Below are 19,330 nucleotides of genomic sequence, written 5' to 3' on the forward strand. Positions count from 1 at the left end.
GAGAAAATATGGTAAACGGAGCACAAATATTAGAAGCATTAGATTCATTAGAAAGTGAAAAAAGCATTAGCAAAGAAGTTGCTATTGAAGGAATTAAAGAAGGATTCCAAAAAGCTTATGAAAGATTTTTTGATACAGAAGCTATAGTTAAAACTGAAATTAATGAACAAACAGGATCAATCAACTTGTTTCAAGAATTAATGGTAGTAGCTACAGATGATGAAATCGAAGATGATTGATTAGAAATTGTTTTAGAAGATGCTTTAAAAATTAATAAAGAAGCTAAAGTTGGAGATAAAGTATACAAACCAATTGATTTTGATGAAGAATTCTCAAGAGTAGCTGTTGGACAAGTAAGACAAATCTTCCAACAAAAAATTAGAGCTACTGAAAGAGCAATGATTTATGAAAAATTCATTGAATTAGAAGGTGAAATTGTTAGAGGTAAAATCGTTGGAATGAACGATCAAGGAACTTCATACATTTTAGACATTGATGGAGTACATACTTCATTATGAAACCAAAAAACAATTAACAAAGAAGAATTTGTTGTTAACGAATTAGTTGATGTTTTATTAGAAGAAGTTGCAAGAGAAAATAAATACTCACAATTAGTTGTTTCAAGAGTAGCACCTAAATTCTTAGCTAAATTAGTTGAAAAAGAAGTTAGTGAAGTTGCTCAAGGAATAGTTGAAGTAATGTCAGTTTCAAGAGAGCCAGGTAAACGTGCAAAAATTGCTGTTTTATCACATGATGAAGATGTAGAACCAATTGGAGCTATTGTTGGAGTTAAAGGTTCAAGAATCAATAACATTTCAAAAGAATTAAGAGGAGAAAAAATTGATGTTGTTAAATGAGATGATGAAATCATTCCATTTATTATTAACGCAATGGCACCTGTTAAAGTTATTTCTGTAAATGAAGTTGAAGGTGAATTTGATATTGTAGTACCTAACCAACAATTATCATTAGCTATTGGTAAAGGCGGAATGGCTGCTAAATTAGTTGCTAACTTATTAAAACGTCGTATTAACATTTACAGCTTAGAAAATGCTATTACTGACAACATGGATGTTTTATGAAATGGAAACATTACAGAAGAAGAAGTAAACAACCCAGACTTTATTAACGAAGTAAATAAACGTAAAATCAACTCTCAAACAGTTAAACCAGAATACCACAAAAATTCATTCAGAAATGCACAAGCAAATAATGAAGAAGAATTAATGAGTTTCCAAGCTGAAGTTGAAGAAGAATACAACCAAGTTGAAGAGTTAATTGAAGAAACAAACGCAGTTGTTGAAGAAAATAAAGATTTAGAATCAATTCAATCTGAATTAGAATCATTTAATGATATTTTAAATGATGAAGATGAAGAATATTTTGAAGAAGACGAATACGAAGACTTATATGATCAAGAGTAATCTAAGAAAAGATGTCGTTAGTAAAGAAATGTTAGACAAATCAGCACTAATTAGAGTTGTTTTGAATAAAAACAATGAAATTTTTATTGATTTAACTTATAAAGCAGATGGACGTGGAGTTTATGTTAAAAAAGATTTAAACTCAATTAAAATCGCTAAACAAAAAAACCTTTTAAGCAGAGGATTAAAAACAAAAGTAGATTTAAGTATTTATGATGAATTAGAAAAGTTATTTAATGAACAAAACTAAATTATTAAATGCTATTGGATTAGCTTATAACTCTGCTAAATTAATTAAAGGTGAAAAATTATTAGATTCAATTAAAAGAAACAAAGTAAAATTTGTTATTCTATCAACAGATATGGGTGCTAGTCAAAAAAAGAAATTCAGTGATAAATGTAAATTTTATAATATTGAATTTATTGATGATGTATTAACTGTTGATGAAATTTCACAAGCGTGTGGATCTACCACAATTGTAGCGATTGGTGTTAATGATATTAATATTATTAAATTAATTAAAAACAATTTATAGAAGAAAGGGGATTTTTACATGGCTAAAAATATAAAAACAAATAAAAAACCACAACAAGTAAACAAAAAAGAAATGTCTAAACAACATGCTAAACAAATTAAACAACAATTAAATGAAACAGTTGCAACTGGAATCATTGATGGGGTGTTTGTTTATACTGAAGCTTTAAGCATTGCTGATTTTGCTAACCAAATTGGGAAAAGTGTTGCTGAAATACTTAAATATTTCTTTGCACAAGGACTAATGTTAAATCAAAATGTTGTGTTATCAGAAGAACAAATGGCTGAACTTGCTTTAGAGTTTGGTTTTGACTTTAGAAAAGAAGAATCTTTAACTAAAGAAAACTTCTTTGAAGCATTAGATGCTAGTGAAGAAGATAAACCAGAAGATTTAGAACATAGAGCACCAATTGTAACAATTATGGGTCACGTTGACCATGGTAAAACTACTTTATTAGACTCTATCAAAAACACAAATGTTGTTGGTGGAGAAGCTGGAGGAATTACTCAAGCTATTGGAGCTTACCAAGTTAAAAACAAAGATGGTAAAAAAATAACATTTATTGATACTCCAGGTCACGAAGCATTTTCAGAAATGCGTAGTCGTGGAGCTAATGTAACTGATATTGTTATTTTAATTGTTGCTGCTGATGATGGAGTTATGCCTCAAACAGAAGAAGCAATTGATCATGCTAAATTAGCAAATGTACCAATTATTGTATTTATTAATAAATGTGATAAACCAGGAGCAGATCCTGAACGTGTTAAAGCTGAATTAATGAAATATGAAATAGTAGCTGAAGAATATGGTGGAGATATTCCATTTGTTCAAGGTAGTGCTAAACAAAAGATTGGTTTAGACCAATTAGAAGAAACTATTTTATTAATTGCTGAAATGCAAGATTATAAAGCAAATCCAAACAAATTAGCTAAAGGGGTTGTTATTGAAGCTCACTTAGATAAAGCAAAAGGACCAGTAGCTTCTATTCTTGTTAAAGAAGGTACTTTAGATATTAGAGATATGATTATCGCTGGAACTACATATGGAAACATTAAACATATGGAAGATGAACATAATAAAAAAGTATTAAAAGCAGGACCAAGCAAACCAGTTGTTGTTTATGGATTAAATGAAGTTCCAAGTGCTGGAGATAAATTCATTGTTATGAATGATGAAAAAATGGCTAGAACTATTGCTGAAGCACAAGCTGAAAAGAAATTAGCAGCTGAACGTCAATCAAATCAAATCTTTAGTTTAGATTCAATTAAAAAGCATATTGATGATGGAGAATTAAAAGCAATTAACTTAATTGTTAAAGCTGATACTCAAGGTTCAGTTGAAGCACTTAAAGGAAGTTTAACTAAAATTGATATTCCTGGTGTTAAATTAAACATTATTAGAGCATCTGTTGGAACTATTACATTAAGTGATGTTACTCTTGCTTCAACTGTAACTGATGGAATTGTATTAATCTATGGATTTAATGTAAGACCAGATGCAGTTGTACGTAAAAAAGCTGAAGAAGAAGGTATTGAAATTCGTTTACATAACATTATTTACAAAGTAATTGAAGAATTAGAAGATGCTGCTAAAGGGATGTTAGAACCAGAATACAAAGAAGTAGTTACTGGTTCAGCTGAAATTAGAGCAACATTCAAACACTCTGACATTGGAACAATTGGTGGATTCCATATTGTTGATGGAAGTATTGAACGTAAATCTAAAGTTCGCATTATTAGAAATGGTATTGTTATTTATACTGGAGAATTAGCAACTTTAAAACATTTAAAAGATGATATTAAAGAAGCTAAAATCAACTCAGAAGGTGGATTAACAATCAAAAACTTTAATGATATCAAAGAAGGCGATATTGTTGAAGGATATAAGGAAGAAGAAGTTAAGAAATAGGAGGTTTATATGATTACTGAAATAGCAATTGGGTCCTTAATTTTAGCTATAATTTTAGTAGTAATTTTTCCACTATATCATTGAATAGTTATTTTTATTTATAAATTAATCAAAATAAATAAAGAAAAAAACTTAAAAAAGATAAATTTAAAAAGTTCAGAAATTATTAATGATAATCTTTTAAATTTATATGAATACTTTTTGGTAAATGAAAAAATTAGCATCAATACTAATTTTTATAATAAAGCAAAACGTTTACGAAAACTTTATTTCTTTAGTTCACTATTTTTCTTTTTTCTTTTTTTAATTTTTTCTTTTATTAACTACTTATTAATAAACAAAAATAACACAGAGAATAATTACATTAATATTATTATTTTTGTATTAAAAAATATGAGCATTTCATTATTTTTATTTGTTTGAACATGAACTATTAAAAATGATTTTAAAAATGAAAAAATGCTGATAATAAGTAATGAAAATTTATTAGAGAAAATTAATTTTTTATGTGATCAGCTTAAAATAAAACATTTGAAAAGTAAACAAGAATTGGATGACTATCATATCCTAAAAATTAACCTTTTAGCATTTGTCCTATTTAAAAAAATACATAGAGAATCTAAAATTAGATTAAAAAGACAAAATGCAGAAAAATATAAGAATCAAATTGTCTTGAATAATAAAAAAATAGTTAATAAAATAGAAGAAATTTTTAACGAAAACGATCCAGAGGAAATGAAAACAAAAATTTTTGAAATGATAAACGACTAAGTTTAAATATTTATAAAAATAGTAAAAGATTAAAGTGTAGAGAATTATTATAAATTGTAAATGGAAGTGCAACACTTCTAACCGAATGTCTCGAATAACTGATTAGCGGTTTTATAGCTAAGCAGTTTTCGAGGCATTTTATTTATTTGTGATAGTAATGAGTTAATCTTATCATCATTTAAACTAGAAAAGTTTGTTGATTTAGGATATTCTCTTCTCATTAGTCCATTGAAATTTTCATTTGTTCCACGTTCACAAGAAGCATAAGTATTACACGTATATAATTTGACATTAATTTTATTAGTAATTTCATGTAATAAATTGAATTCCATACCATTATCTTTTGTGATACTTTTTAGCATAATATTTTCTTTATTAATAAGTTCTAAAAATTTTTCATTTGTATGCTTCATTGTTTTATTTTCTAATTTAATTGCAAAAGCTTTTCTAGTTAATCTTTCAACTAAAGTTAAAATATAACCACTGTTTTTTTCACCAACAATTAGATCAATTTCATAGTGGCCAAACTCTGAACGATTGTTGATTCACTTAGGTCTAAACGAAATAGGTATTGAATTTAAATTAGCTATTTTTCTAAAGGGTTCATTGTATTTACTTGACTTTTTTCATCATAATCTAGGTCTCAACAAATGTTTAGGTTTAATCTTTAACTGATTTGTATTAATTCAATTGTAAACAGTTTTTGTTGTAGGCGTGTTTATACCAAGTTGTTTGGCTTTAAAAACACAAATATCAATACTTGAATATTTTTTACTAAAATTGGAATATAAATATTTAATAAAGTTTTGATAATATTTTGTTTCATTTAAATGAGATTTTTGATTATTTATTTCTCTTGTGAATTGTGCATCTTTTGCTGTATAAATTTCACTAGCTTTATTTCTTTTTATTTCTCTATAAAATGTTGATCTATTTTTATTCAATTCTTTTGCAATATAAGCAATACTTTGCCCGTCATTTAATAAATATTCAATCAAATATCTATCTTTTTTATTTAGTTGTTTATAATTATTCATGTGAATACTCCTTTGTGCTTTGAACGGTTATTGAGGTATTCACTTTTTTTATGCAAAAAAGGAAGTGACTCATGAGAATATTTTCTCACAAGTGTTGCACTTCCAATTACAATTGATAGCAATTTTGCATCTTTTATAATACTTTATTTAATACTTACTTTTTTGGTATCCCTATAAAATGCTTTATTTTTTAACAAATTATTTAGTTTTTTTGAAAATTAATTTAATTTTTGAAATTTATCACTTTTTTTAATATTGCAAGTTGGACAAAGTAGTTGTAAATTGCTTCTTTCAGTTTTGCCGCCTTTAATTCAAGGTTTTATATGATCCATTTGACACTCATTTAAATTACTAAAAACCAAGTCACATTCAGCACATTTATGTGGTAAATTATTTCAAGCTCATATTCTATCATCATAATTGTATGATCTTTTTAAATCTTTGATAAAAGGTTTAATTATTTCTTCAATTTTCCTAATTCTTTCAGAAATGTAGTCCATACTATCAAATTTTATTCCACCACCCATTTGTCCACCAATTATTTCTTCAATACTTGTATAAATTTGAAACCTAATTATTTCTTCATTTTCAATTAAACTTTTTTTATGTCCCAAGTTTTTATAAAATGCTATAAATATAGCTTCGAAAATAGTATTAAAAGACTTAATAGGTATTGTTGTATTTTTTAAAATAGAATACATAAGATCTATTGTTTCATTAACTTTTATTTTTAATTTCTCTAATTCTTCTGGAAGAGACTCTTTTAATATTCTATTTGAATAGTTTCTTACATCTTTTGTGTTTGTCTGATTTATAAATAAAATTGATAAACATCTTATAATAAGATCTTCATTTTTAAATCTTGAATCATTTTTTTTACCATTAGTCAATAATTTAATGTTTTCATTTTTAGTTATTTCTTTAATAAAAACTCTATTTTCAGGTAGCGCTTCAGCTAATTTCATTTCAGCTTTATTAAGTTTTATACTACCATTATTTATTCTAATAAAAGTTTCAATAACTTTTTCTTCATTAATTTTTCCTAAGTCAAAAATTTTTAAAGTCGATAAATTAAAAATAGCTTTTTCATTATCATTAAAATCACTAAAGTATTTTTCTTTGCTTGTTTCATCAACTACATTTTTTCATTTAAATTCCCCATTAATAAATTTTTCAATTGCTAATATTCTTTGTTTTCCATCTATAACTTCATTATTTGCAATTAAAATTGGTGGGATAAAATAATCATTCATTAATGAATCAATTAAAAGCGATCAATTTTTTTTAGCTCAAGCTACGTCTCTTTGATATTTAGTATCATAATTATATCTTTTTTTAATTAAATCAATTGGTGATAATTCTAATATATTTATTTTATTCATGGAAACCCCTTATTAAAAAGTCAAGCGCATTGAAATGACTTTACTTCATCTGTTTTAGTTGTAAATTTTATATTTCTTTGTATAAAAAGAAATTGACATCTATTTAATGTATTCCCCATTGACTGAGAAAAAATAGTTGCCCCATATAATAAACAAAATGGCTTATTAAATGACTCACATCTTTCAATTAATAATCTTTTTTGACTGAAAGGTGGATTAGAAATAATTAAATCTCATTTTTCATTTGGTTCATATTCATAAAAATCTTTTCCGTTGTCTATATGTGAAAAAATAACTTTATATCCATTTTCTTTTAAAACTTTTACAAACTCACTTTTTTCTGTATCAAAAGGACATCAAATTACTTTATTTTTTGGAATTTTTAAAATCTTTATAAGTTCAATTATAGGTTCTTTTGGAGTATAAAATTCATTATTATTTTTTCTTTGCAAACCTAGTATATTTCTTATATTATAATTGTCTTTTTTTAATTCATTTTTTTTCATAAATTAATTGTCCCAAAAAAAAAAAAAAAAGCAAGTCATATTTAAAAAAACATATTTTTTCAGTAAGTTATTCTTGATAAAAAATACAATTTAAAAATTATTTTGGTATCCCTATAATTACTATCTTTTTTTATTTTATAACTTGAAAACAAATATAGATGCTGTACAGAAACAAATATTACAAAGCAATGATCTTAAAACTAGAATTACAATCTTTAGCAGAACAACAAAAAATAATTGATATTATTGAACCGATTGAACGTTTTAAGAGAAAAAATCAAAAATTATTAAATTTAATATTAAAACTTATACTAGAAAATTCCTAAAATATAATTGCAAATGACTTAGAATCAAACAAGTTAGAAATATATCAACAAAAAGAAGAAAAATTTACTGAGGGTTTTTACTCTAAAACAGCAGATATTGGAAATTTTAACAATAAAATAAAAAAACAACAATATTATTCAAATTTACCTTCAAGAGCAAAATTGAGAGTGCAAGAAAATACTTTATATATATCAAAATTGCTAGGCGAAAAAAAATTTTATTTTCAAATTCTAATAAGGATTTAATTATTTCAAATGGAATGTGGGAAATTAAGAGCAATTCAAAGTTTAAATTTTCCAATTTATCATTCTTCATATCTAATTTTTTTTATGATAAGAAAGAATTATTTTTAATAGGAACAACAATGATAGGTTTAAATGATGAAGGGCTCAAAAAAAAATGAAGTTAAAAAAGTTCATGATCTTGAAACTGAAAAATTATTTTAGTATGCTATCTATCTCATCAGATATTGATAGTATATTGGATATACTAATTGATAGAACAATAAAACTTTTAGTTAAATAAGTAGTAAAATTATTAATAAGAGGTTTTTAAATGTTAAAAAATAAGACTAATTTTATTAATAACTTAAAAATACAAGAGCAACTTAAAGTAGAGTTGCTTTTTCTTTATGAACGCTTTTCAAATAAAACTATTAATTTAATGAATAAGTTATCATTTGAAATACAAAATATCAAAAACAATATTAATCAATTCACAGATACTGATTTTTCATCAAATTTATACAATGAATTTAAATTAAAAGTTTTAATGAATCAAGATATTATTGAAAACAAAATAGAATCAATTGATGAAAACTTCAAAGAAATTGATTTAAAAAAGCTTGAACAGTTAATGAATGAAATCATTTACAAATTAAGTGAAAATTACATTTTAACTATTAAAAAATTAAAGCAATTTATATTAGCAACATATGAAATTGATTTTGAATCAATTGAAATCAATTTTTCTAAAAACAAAAATAGGTTTGAAGACTTTTCACATAAAAATATATTAGGCTCTAATTCAAACGTTGACTTCTGATCTTATGAAATACTGGGAATTAGTCTAAATGCTTCAGATATGCAAATAAAACAAGCTTATAAAACATTAGCGAAGAAGTATCATCCAGATAATAATAAAGACCCAGAAGCTGAAGAAATGATGAAACTAATAAATAAAGCATATAATATATTAAAAGGAAAAGAATAATGAAGAGTAAAATAAGAAAATTAAAATTGTCAATTGGTCTTTTATTAGCATTGGAAGCTTTAATTATATTATCAATGGTTATATTATCATTTAAATGATCATGATTAATCTTTTTAACAGCTGGAGTTGGATATATATTATTTGTATTACATAATTTAGTATTTGTAATTAGAAGAAAAGTTATTATAAAAAAATTTAATAATACAATTAAAGAAAATTTAATCTTTAAGTCATACATAGAAAAAAGAAATTATATTCATAACTTTTTAATATTTTATACATCATTTTTTATATTAGTATTTGTAACTATTGCAACAATAATATTTTTATTTGTAACTGATACAGATAATAGTATTGCCCTAGATTTATTAAGTCTAATTTCAGCTGCTTTAGTAATAGTTTCACCATTTTTAGGAGCATTCTATAAAAAGATAGCAAATATAACGCAAACTGAAGGTGATATGAAAACTGATGCACTTAGAAAAGATATTAAATATGTAATAACAGGTAATACAAGTTTAAATAAGGCAATTAATGATATAAATTTAAATACTAAAACAATTGAACTATTAAAAAATGAAAAAGATATCAATTCACAAAAAATAGTAAAAAGATTAAATAATCGTATTAATAATATTAATGAACAAATTTCATTATTTGAAGTATATTTATTATTTGAAGCTTTCTTAAAAGAAATTGATGAAAAGGCTAAAATTAAAGATTTTAAAAACAATATTTTAACTAAAAATAACTTATCAGATATAGTAGCTATTTTAAATAAATAAAAGAAGGGAAAAACTATTATGAGCAATAGAATGAATGAAAAAATTGAAATGTCAGAACAAGAAATTAAGTATAGAGATTTAAAAATTCAAAAATATGTAATAAAAGATATTTTGCAAAAAGTTGTGAAAGCTGGTTTTGACAAAACAAATCTTTATTTTGTTTCTCAAGAAGGTGAAGCAAGACAAGCATATAAATTTATGATGTTCACTAAAAAATGAGTAAGCTCTGTTATTAAAGATGTTGAGTTATTACCAATAAAAGAAAAATATAAAATTAAAGCTATAAAAAAACTAATAAAATTAGAAAACTTTGAAATAGTTAAAGAAAAAAGATTAAAAACATATGAGATAAATCAAAAATTTTTAGATTTAGTAATTCAAAAATTAATATCAAAGAATAAATTGATATCAATTAGAAAACTTAAGAAAAGACTTTTTATTTTAACTGATAATCGTAAGAAACAATATACCAATAATTTGAATGTTTTAAATACTATTAATTTTAAATCAGCACAAGACCAAAAGAAAAAGTATCAAAATTTATGAGATAAAGAATTAAACGAGTATTTAAAGGAAAGAGAAATAGCTTTAACTAGATTAAAAGACCCTAAGAGATATAATTTTTTAAATGATTATTATAAAAAAGACCCTAAAAATACATTATTAAAAGATTTTAAACCTGATAAAGAAAAATATGAGATATTTAAATTATTTATAAAAGGTGAAATCAATGTTTAGATATTTTGTTGAAATTAAAAAAGATAATAATTTTATTATTAATAATAACGATGTGCATCATATAAAAAATGTTGTAAAACTTAAAAATAATGAAATTATTGAATGTGTTTATGAAAAAGAAGTTTATCAAACAAAGATTATTGATTTAACTATTGAAAATCATGTAATCGTTGAAATTATTAATAAATTAGAAACAACAATAAGCAATGTTAAAAAAGTTTTAATAGCTGGAGTTTTAAGAGAACAAAAATGAGATTATTTATTGCAAAAATCAACTGAACTTGGAGTTGATGAGATCATTCCTGTTATTTTTAAGCGTAATGTAGTAAAAATTGATGAAAAAAAGATTGATCAAAAACTTCAAAGATGACAAGCAATTTGTGATACAGCTGCTAAACAAGCAAAAAGAACAACAATTCCTGTTGTTAATAATTTAATAACTAATCTAAAAGATTTAAAAAACAATTTATGTGATTTAAATCTTGTGGCTTGAGAAGAAGAAAAAAGTATTGAACTTAAAACATATTTATCACAAGACTTTAATTCAATTAGTTTTATTATTGGGTGTGAAGGTGGAATTGATGTTAGCGAAATTAAAATTTTGCATGAAATAGGTTTTAAAAATGTTAGTTTAGGAACTAATATATTAAGAGCAGAAACTGCTCCAACTTATATTTTAAGTAGCTTAATTTATGAAAATAAATAATCTTAGTATTTAAAATAAGGACCAATAAGTATATAATTAAAACGTGTCTGGCACCGCCTTTCCTTAATTATCAATTATATTTTAGCCAGACACATCACCCTAACCGGTGATTTTTTTATATAATTAATAAAATGTGAGGTAAATATTATGTTTCAATTATTAAAAGAATATATTAATCAAAATAACAAAAAAGATAAAAGCAAATTAAATGAAATAAACGATATAAAACCATATTTTACAAGCGGTTCAGGGATTAGTAGCCCTTCATTTTCAAAAGATTTAAATGAGGCTATTATTTATATTAGTAATCATAAAACTTCAAATATTAATAATAAGTATGAAGATATAGTAGGAATCAAACAAATAAAATATTTTGGTAGAGCAAATGATTGAAAAATTGATCAAGAAATTTATAAGCCCACATCAAAAAATAAAGTAATGGAACTAGCATTTCAAAAAGAAAAAAAATTTAAATTGCATGTTTTTATAAAAAATAAACCTTCGCATTTTGTTTATTTAGGAGAATATTACATTAATAATAAAATGTGAATATCTGATCTGCAAAATATGCAGTATCAATTACTTCCTCATTTTGAAAGCAAAAAAAGAGATAATTATTTAAGAAGCTTAGCAATGAATGATAAAAGCAATATAAAAAGTCATAAAGCAATAATTGTAAAAGAAAATTTAGCACAGGATGATACTTCTGAACTAGTTGAAATATTAAGAGAAATTAAATATGCAGCTAATTATAATAAAAAAACATTTATAAATAATTCTTCGAAAACTTATGATGACGCAATAGACAAAATTCAGAAGTATAATTTAATACATGAAGAACAAATAAGAACATTTAGCAAATCTTTTGAAAACAATAAAAATTTTATTGTTAAAGAAGGTAAATTCTCAGATTTAGTTATAAAAGATTTTTCAAAGAAAAAAATTGATATTTATGAATTTAAGACTGTTCATGACAAAAATATAATTGGACAATTAACAAAATCAGTAGGTCAATTATATTTTTATGAATATTTGTTAAGAAAAGATTCAGATTTTTATGAAGAAGAATATAAAGTTACTAAAAATATAGTTATGATTGAAGTTGAAAAAAATATAACTGATTCAAATTTCAATACAGTCAATAATTTTGTTGTAAATAATTCAGAAATGAATATAGAATGGAAGGAAGCATATTAATGAATAAAAAAGTCACTTTAATTTTAATTGCAGGTGGAACTGCCTCAGGTAAAACAACAGTTGCTGATAGAATAGCTAATGAAATTTTAAAAGGAAAATCAGTTGCTCATATTTCAATGGATAATTACTATAAGGATTTTGGAGAATTAACTTTAGAAGAAAGAAGAAAAATAAATTTTGATCATCCAAATAGTGTTGATAGTGAGTTACTTTTAAACGATTTACAAGCTTTAAAAGATTATCAACCAATTAAAGTTCCAGTTTATGATTTTAAAACTTCTTCAAGAACTAAAGAAACAATTACAGTTAAACCAAGTGATGTTGTAATTCTTGATGGTATTTTTGCATTAGCAATCAAAGAAATTAGAAAACTTGGAGATATCAAAATATTTATTAAAACTGCTAATGATTTGAGATTTATTAGACGTTTACAAAGAGATGTAAATGAAAGAGGCAGAACTTTAGAAAGCGTTATTGATCAATACTTAAATGAAGTTAAGCCAATGCATGACGCATTTATTGGACCAAGTATTGAATATGCTGATTTAATTATTCCTTATAAAGAAGGAAATGAAGTTGCCGTTGATTTAGTAGCAACTAAAATATTAACTTTGTTATCTTAAAAAGCCATTTGGCTTTTTTATTTTATGATGCATAAAAATTCCAGTTTGTCAATGTCAATAGTTTTTTTGATTGAATTTAAATTAATAAGTGGTACATTCATAGTTGTTAGGATGGAAATAAAATGAATTTTGATTTTTTAAAAAAATTACCAGAACACAAAGAAAAGGAACTTCTTATAGAAAATATAACTGCTATTGAAAAGAATTTGGTTGATGATAAAGTAAAACATAGAATTAGAAATACGATGGAAATATTTTTCAAGACTTTTATACTAAATAAAAAGTTTAACAAATTAAAAGAACATATTTTAATTGATTTTGTAAAAAGTATTGAAAAGAAAATAGATCACTCTGATTTTCAAGAATTGGAATTAACAGTTATTTATTTATGAAGATTAGGCAACCAAAATACTCATAGCAATAAAGTTGATATTTATAATTTTGACAGATCTTTAACAGATAATATTGCAGCGTTTAGAAGACTTCATTATTTAATTTCATTTCTAATGCACAAACATTTAGGTATTATATTTAATTTAAAATCTTTTGATGATTCAGTCTATTTAAGAGATTATATGACCGTTGATTCTAAAGTTTTTAATAATGATATTATTTTTGAAAATGAAAATTTAGTTAAAACTTTTAGTGTAAGTAACATAGGTATTGAATTATTTAAAATATTAGAAAATAAAAGTTCAATATTAATTGATTCAACATTCACAAAAACAATTAGAAAAATACAATTAGTTTTAAAAAACATTCTAAACTCAGGTAATAATAAAGCTCCATATTCATTAGGTACTATTGGAATTGCAATAAATGAGCATGCAGATACGTATTTAGTTAATGGAAAGATGAGACTTCTTTTATATTTCTTTTCCTTAAAATCTTTAAGAAGTGAAATAAAAGAAAGAGAAATGCAAGAATTAAAGTACTCAAAAAATATATCAACCATTTTCGAACCATCATTTGAAAATATTGAATATTTTAAATCTGAAAATAATTTAGATGCGGTTAAAAGACAAGTTGATGACATAAATTTAATATTAAGTTCTCAACATACATCCTGAAGAAGTCTATGTGAAGATTTGAAAACACAAGAAATTTTTGAAATTTATGAATGCGTAAAGAATTTTATTTTTGAATTAACAGACGAAGAATTTTCAAATTTTGTTCTTGGCTTATTTGAATATAGTCAAATTTTTATGATTAACTTTAACAAAGATAAAATAAATAAAAATATTATTTCCAATTTCTTACAAGAAAATGATGATGTGATATTTCCAATACAGATTTTAAGAGGTGCTTTTAAAAATGATAGTAAAACTGATAGTGATTTATTAAAAAGTAGCTATATTAAAAAAGAAAAAAATACTAAACAACTTGTTGCAGATGATTACATTATGAGAAATAGAGGTAATTGAATTGATTTATTTAAAATGCAAAATAAATATTTAATTGATCCTGTTATTGAATGTTTAGTTAATGATAAAGATGAAACCTATGCTTGATTATTCAGATATAAATATAATAATAAAGTATATCTTTTCTTTATGTTAACAAGAAATGAAAATAAAGAATGCTATTTTGATTTTGAAGTATTTAATGAAATAGTTAATGAATATAAAGAAAGGTACAACGAAAATTTAGATTTTATTCCTTACTTAGGTTTTTTCTCCAAAATTGCATTAAATAGTTTTGAAACGGATATTGAATATATTAATTTTCGCTTTATAGAGCCAAAAGACTTTTGACAAGCATATTATAAAGAACCTGAATGTATAGATATCAAAAAAGCTTTAATAAAGACTAACTTTATTAAGGAAGGAAAAACTACACATATTGGTGAAATTACACCAATATTAAAAGTTGATGAAAAATCAAATTTGTTAATAACAGAAAATGATTTAGTAAAAGCAACTAGTTCAGTTTATAGGGTCAAATTTAAATACTAAAAAGGAGTACGATTACATGAATAAAATAACAACATGTCTACATATACATAAGACAATAAAAATCTGCAAAGCAGGCACAATTAGAGATAGAATAAAGGATAATATAATTTATCTGGCTTGTGATAGACTAGTGATAACTAATGAGTGCATGGAATGTGAAAAGATTTTTAATTGAGCATGAGTTGATGATGATAATGTAAAAAACTTTTACAAGGAAAAACAATATAATTGAATGAAAGAGGACAAGTAATATGAAATTAAAATTCAATAGTACAATAGATAATAAAATGAGCATGGTAAGACATAATTTTAAAAGTGAATTAGATACTTTTTTCAGAGTTTATCGTGATGAATATATTTATAATGAATATGAAGGAATTGAAAATGAGAAAGAATTTTTAAAATCAGGTAGTCTTAAATTAGTTTTCGAAAACATAGAACAAGATTTTGAGTTATTCTTTTTAAATGAAGTAGATTATTTATCAGATGATGATCTTTTTAAAACTATACAAAGAGATATTTCAAGTGATTTTAAGCATTTTAAAAATAAAAATATGCAAGAGGTTAAGTGGTTTAATCACGTATTAAAGCACATCGATAATTATGCTGAAAATAATCATTCACCGAAATTAATATTTAATTTCAATTATTTAAATAAACTACCTAATAAATTTTTTACAAAGTTTATAAATAAGCAAGTAAGAGAACTTGAAATATTATTTAGTGATATGTTTAATAAAAAAGTTGAAGTTCAGATAAGATTATTGGGTTTTATAGAACTAAATAACAAAATAATGCAGTATATATCAGAAGAAGGTGTTTATGGTAGAACAGCTTTAGAATATTTAAAAACAAGTGAAACAGCAAGTGGCTCAGTTTTAGAGTTTGGAGATTCAAGTGAAGGCGTAATTACTAGATTAGCTGTTGTTAAAGCTTCAAGTTTAAAGAAAATTTATAAGTCATTAGAAGAAAAATATGATTTAAATAGCTTATTTTCTTGAAATGTAAGAGAATACTTTAGGGACAATAAAGTGGATAACAAAATAAAAAATACTTTAGAAAATAAACCTAATGATTTCTTTACTTTTAATAATGGTTTGACAATAATTGGTGAAAACATTGAAAGAGATGGCACAAATATTAAAATTGATAAAATGTGTATTTTGAATGGTGCTCAAACAACAACGCTTATAAGCACAATCGATGATGATAAACTTGAAAATGTAGGAGTTTTTGCAAAAATAATTGATATTAGTTCATTTAAAAACGATGAAGAAAAACAAGAATATATTTCTTCATTGTCTCAGGCTTCAAATAATCAAAAACCGGTTAAAACTCAAGACCTTCTTTCTCAAGAACAAAAAATAAAAGAATACATTAAAGGGTTTAACTCAAAAGTATCTGGTAATGATGAATTAAAAGTTATATTTAAAAGTAAAAAAGGCTCAATAGTTCAAAAGAATAAAGAAGTTAAAATATTAACTATTGAAAGTTTCTTAAAAAATGCACTGTGATCAGTTTGCTTACAACCGGGATTAGCGAGAAGCGGTTTTGGGGATTTCTTAAATAAAGATCAAGCTGCGTCAAAAACCTTTGAAAAAGTATTTAGTATTTTTGATTTGTTAGATAATAAAAAAGAAAGCAATTTATTATTAATTAAAGATATTTTAGAGATGGATTCAATGTTTAATTCAACTAAAGCTAAAATGGTTAGGGAATTTAAATCAAGAATTGAACCAAATTCTACTGAAAGAATTAAGCAAAATAATTTATTTAATATAGAAATTCTTAATAACGCCAAACTTTTTATTCAATCAACTATTTTTTATTTGTGAATTTATTTAAAATCTCCTGAAATAGAAAATCAAGTTTTGGATATAAACAAAATGGAGCAACTGTTTTCTTTTTATAAAAAAAATAAAATTTTAGATGGTATTTTTAACAAAAACAGAATTGTTGAAAATGATCTTGAAATTCGTTTTGATGCTTTTATAAATGCTATTTTTACTAAAATTGTAGATATTATTAAAGAAACTAAAGATGTTAGTGTTTCTGTAACAAACTTCACAAAAACACAGTCATCATTTAAAGCATTCATTAAAGAATTTGTAAATGAAATAAAGGCAGAGCCTGAAATTTTGGAAAAATGTAATTTATTGTTTAATTTATAATTAAAAAAGCATAGTAAACATGCTTTTTTTGCATATTAAAAGACAAAAAATGCTTATTAATTTATAATTAATATATTATGAGACTTTATGTGTAGAGGGAGAATACATGGCAAAAGAAGTAAAATATGATGAATCGGCCATTCAGGTCCTTGAAGGTTTAGAAGCAGTTAGAAAACGTCCAGGGATGTATATTGGTTCAACTGATGTTAGAGGATTACACCACTTAGTATGAGAAATTGTAGATAACTCAATCGATGAAGCTTTAGCTGGATACTGTACAGAGATTAATGTAACTTTAGAAAAAAATGGAAGTGTAACTGTTGCTGATAATGGACGTGGAGTTCCAATTGGAATGCACTCAACAGGAAGACCAACACCTGAAGTTATTTTTAGTGTACTTCATGCTGGAGGAAAATTTGGTGGAAGTGGTTATAAAACATCAGGAGGACTTCATGGGGTTGGGTCATCTGTTGTTAATGCTTTATCTAAAAAATTTAATGTAACAATTTATCGTGATAAAAAAGTTAATGAAATTGAATTTACTAATGGAGGAAAATTAAATATTCCTTTAACAGAAGTTGGAACAACTAACAAAACTGGTACTGTTGTTAACTTTTTACCAGATGATTCAATTTTTAATACTACAAAATTTAACTTCACAACAATTAGTGAAAGATTAAAAGAATCAGCATTACTAAACTCAGGTTTAAAAATAACTATATCTGATAAAGTTAATGATAAGTTTGTTGAATATCAATTTGAAAATGGTTTAGTAGAGTTTGTTAAAGAATTATCAAGTGAATTTACTCATATTACTGATCCTGTTGTTATTACTGGAGAATCAAAAAGAATTGCTTCAGAAATTTGTATTCAATATACAGAAGATTTTAATGAAACTATTTTAGGTTTTGCTAATAATGTTAAAACTGGAGATGGTGGAACACATATTACAGGTTTTAAAACTGGATTAGTTAGAGCAATTAATGATTATGCTAAAAATAATAAAATCTTAAAGGATAAAGATCCAAGATTAGATTCAAATGATTTAAGAGAAGGATTAGTAGCTATTGTTACTGTTAAAATTCCTGAAGACTTAATTGAGTATGAAGGCCAAACTAAAGGTAAGTTAGGAACACCAGATGCTAAAACTGCTGTTGAACAAGTTACTTATGACTTTATGAACTTCTGATTAATTGAAAATAAAGTACCAGCTACAAAAATTATTGAAAAAGCAATGTTGGCAAGAAGAGCAAGAGAAGAAGCTCGTAAAGCAAGACAAGCAATTCGTGATTCAAAAGGTAAAAAAACAACAAGAGCAATGTTAGGTAAATTAACACCAGCTCAAGGAAGAAAAAAAGAAATTAATGAATTATATCTTGTTGAAGGGGATTCAGCTGGAGGAAGTGCAAAATCTGGAAGAGATCGTACTTTCCAAGCTATTCTACCTTTAAGAGGAAAAGTTATTAACTCTGAAAAAGCTAAATTAACAGAATTAATGAAAAATGAAGAAATTCAAACAATCATTACTGCAATTGGTGCTGGAATTGGTCAAGACTTTGATGTCAGTGATATTAATTATGGAAAAGTTATTATTATGACCGATGCTGATACTGATGGAGCACATATTCAAACCTTATTATTAACTTTCTTTTACAGATATATGAAAGACTTAATTATTAATAAACATGTATTTATTGCATTACCACCATTATATAAATTAACTTTTGCAGATCGTAAATTTATTTACTTATGAGATGAACAAGAATTAGCTGATTTTGCTAAAACAGCTACTAAAAAATATGAAATCCAACGTTATAAAGGACTTGGAGAAATGAATGCTGATCAATTATGAGAAACAACAATGAATCCTGCACAACGTAAATTAATTGTTGTAACTATTGAAGATGCATTAATGGCAGAAAAATCATTCAGAACTTTAATGGGTGAAGATGCTGAAAAACGTAAAGTATGAATTCAAGAAAATGTTAAATTTACATTAGAAGATAATGATGATGCAATCATCTTAAATGAAAAACAAGAAAATAACTAGAA

General features: G+C 24.5%; 19 protein-coding genes. 16 read left to right on the forward strand and 3 right to left on the reverse strand.

Annotation, left to right across the window (positions count from 1 at the left end):
* Positions 1 to 8 precede the first annotated feature (8 nt).
* From nusA to MCOLE_RS01625, 5 genes are read left to right on the forward strand one after another with little or no spacing between them, the layout of a single operon-like run.
* The gene (gene nusA / locus MCOLE_RS01605; protein WP_100670873.1) at positions 9 to 1,424 is read left to right on the forward strand and encodes a transcription termination factor NusA; all 1,416 of its coding nucleotides are present in this window, start codon (positions 9 to 11) and stop codon (positions 1,422 to 1,424) included.
* Positions 1,366 to 1,674 carry an RNase P modulator RnpM gene (rnpM, locus tag MCOLE_RS01610; RefSeq protein WP_420866350.1) on the forward strand — a complete coding sequence of 103 codons (309 nt, stop codon included), beginning with the start codon at positions 1,366 to 1,368 and terminating at the stop codon, positions 1,672 to 1,674. The genes nusA and rnpM overlap by 59 nt, the downstream gene beginning before the upstream one ends.
* Complete coding sequence (locus MCOLE_RS01615) at positions 1,661 to 1,960, forward strand: L7Ae/L30e/S12e/Gadd45 family ribosomal protein (protein ID WP_011183191.1); 300 nt, start codon at positions 1,661 to 1,663, stop codon at positions 1,958 to 1,960. Before rnpM ends, MCOLE_RS01615 begins: the two co-directional genes overlap by 14 nt.
* Before the next feature lie 18 nt (positions 1,961 to 1,978).
* A complete protein-coding gene (gene infB / locus MCOLE_RS01620) occupies positions 1,979 to 3,868 on the forward strand; it encodes a translation initiation factor IF-2 (RefSeq protein WP_100670877.1) in 1,890 nt (629 codons plus the stop codon).
* Positions 3,869 to 3,877: 9 nt separating this feature from the next.
* On the forward strand, positions 3,878 to 4,639 hold the full coding sequence (locus tag MCOLE_RS01625; protein ID WP_100670879.1) for a hypothetical protein: 762 nt from the start codon (positions 3,878 to 3,880) through the stop codon (positions 4,637 to 4,639).
* Positions 4,640 to 4,716: 77 nt separating this feature from the next.
* On the opposite strand, the gene MCOLE_RS01630 is transcribed toward MCOLE_RS01625, so the two are convergent.
* From MCOLE_RS01630 to MCOLE_RS01640, 3 genes are all read right to left on the reverse strand, one after another.
* The gene (locus MCOLE_RS01630; RefSeq protein WP_100670881.1) at positions 4,717 to 5,676 is read right to left on the reverse strand and encodes an IS30 family transposase; all 960 of its coding nucleotides are present in this window, start codon (positions 5,674 to 5,676) and stop codon (positions 4,717 to 4,719) included.
* A gap of 218 nt (positions 5,677 to 5,894) precedes the next feature.
* Entirely contained in the window at positions 5,895 to 7,058 is a 1,164-nt protein-coding gene (locus tag MCOLE_RS01635; RefSeq protein WP_206335763.1) for an HNH endonuclease family protein, read from the reverse strand.
* Complete coding sequence (locus tag MCOLE_RS01640; RefSeq protein WP_100670883.1) at positions 7,046 to 7,564, reverse strand: hypothetical protein; 519 nt, start codon at positions 7,562 to 7,564, stop codon at positions 7,046 to 7,048. Before MCOLE_RS01640 ends, MCOLE_RS01635 begins: the two co-directional genes overlap by 13 nt.
* A 158-nt stretch (positions 7,565 to 7,722) precedes the next feature.
* Between MCOLE_RS01640 and MCOLE_RS03650 the strand changes: the two genes are divergently transcribed.
* The 11 genes from MCOLE_RS03650 to parE all read left to right on the forward strand — a co-directional run bounded on the left by MCOLE_RS03650 (position 7,723) and on the right by parE (position 19,328).
* Positions 7,723 to 7,890, forward strand: coding sequence for a hypothetical protein (locus MCOLE_RS03650; protein WP_157844803.1), 168 nt, complete (start codon positions 7,723 to 7,725; stop codon positions 7,888 to 7,890).
* A gap of 556 nt (positions 7,891 to 8,446) precedes the next feature.
* Positions 8,447 to 9,103: a J domain-containing protein gene (locus MCOLE_RS03730; protein WP_100670885.1), complete on the forward strand. Its 657-nt coding sequence runs from the start codon at positions 8,447 to 8,449 to the stop codon at positions 9,101 to 9,103.
* The gene (locus tag MCOLE_RS01650; RefSeq protein WP_100670887.1) at positions 9,103 to 9,888 is read left to right on the forward strand and encodes an MFS transporter; all 786 of its coding nucleotides are present in this window, start codon (positions 9,103 to 9,105) and stop codon (positions 9,886 to 9,888) included. The genes MCOLE_RS03730 and MCOLE_RS01650 overlap by 1 nt, the downstream gene beginning before the upstream one ends.
* Before the next feature lie 18 nt (positions 9,889 to 9,906).
* Positions 9,907 to 10,626 (forward strand): hypothetical protein, encoded by a 720-nt coding sequence (locus MCOLE_RS01655; protein ID WP_100670889.1) that lies wholly within the window; start codon positions 9,907 to 9,909, stop codon positions 10,624 to 10,626.
* Positions 10,619 to 11,332: an RsmE family RNA methyltransferase gene (locus MCOLE_RS01660; protein ID WP_100670891.1), complete on the forward strand. Its 714-nt coding sequence runs from the start codon at positions 10,619 to 10,621 to the stop codon at positions 11,330 to 11,332. The genes MCOLE_RS01655 and MCOLE_RS01660 overlap by 8 nt, the downstream gene beginning before the upstream one ends.
* Before the next feature lie 147 nt (positions 11,333 to 11,479).
* Complete coding sequence (locus MCOLE_RS01665) at positions 11,480 to 12,529, forward strand: hypothetical protein (RefSeq protein WP_100670893.1); 1,050 nt, start codon at positions 11,480 to 11,482, stop codon at positions 12,527 to 12,529.
* Positions 12,529 to 13,152 carry a uridine kinase gene (gene udk, locus MCOLE_RS01670; protein ID WP_100670895.1) on the forward strand — a complete coding sequence of 208 codons (624 nt, stop codon included), beginning with the start codon at positions 12,529 to 12,531 and terminating at the stop codon, positions 13,150 to 13,152. The genes MCOLE_RS01665 and udk overlap by 1 nt, the downstream gene beginning before the upstream one ends.
* 122 nt (positions 13,153 to 13,274) lie before the next feature.
* Positions 13,275 to 15,107, forward strand: a complete 1,833-nt coding sequence (locus MCOLE_RS01675) for a hypothetical protein (RefSeq protein ID WP_100670897.1) — start codon at positions 13,275 to 13,277, stop codon at positions 15,105 to 15,107.
* A gap of 16 nt (positions 15,108 to 15,123) precedes the next feature.
* Positions 15,124 to 15,357: a hypothetical protein gene (locus MCOLE_RS01680; protein WP_100670899.1), complete on the forward strand. Its 234-nt coding sequence runs from the start codon at positions 15,124 to 15,126 to the stop codon at positions 15,355 to 15,357.
* A gap of 1 nt (position 15,358) precedes the next feature.
* On the forward strand, positions 15,359 to 17,278 hold the full coding sequence (locus MCOLE_RS01685) for an AIPR family protein (protein ID WP_100670901.1): 1,920 nt from the start codon (positions 15,359 to 15,361) through the stop codon (positions 17,276 to 17,278).
* Between the two features lie 106 nt (positions 17,279 to 17,384).
* Entirely contained in the window at positions 17,385 to 19,328 is a 1,944-nt protein-coding gene (gene parE, locus MCOLE_RS01690) for a DNA topoisomerase IV subunit B (RefSeq protein WP_100670903.1), read from the forward strand.
* Positions 19,329 to 19,330: the final 2 nt, after the last annotated feature.

The organism is Mesoplasma coleopterae (assembly GCF_002804245.1).
Classification (GTDB): Bacteria; Bacillota_I; Bacilli_A; order Mycoplasmatales; family Mycoplasmataceae; genus Mesoplasma; species Mesoplasma coleopterae.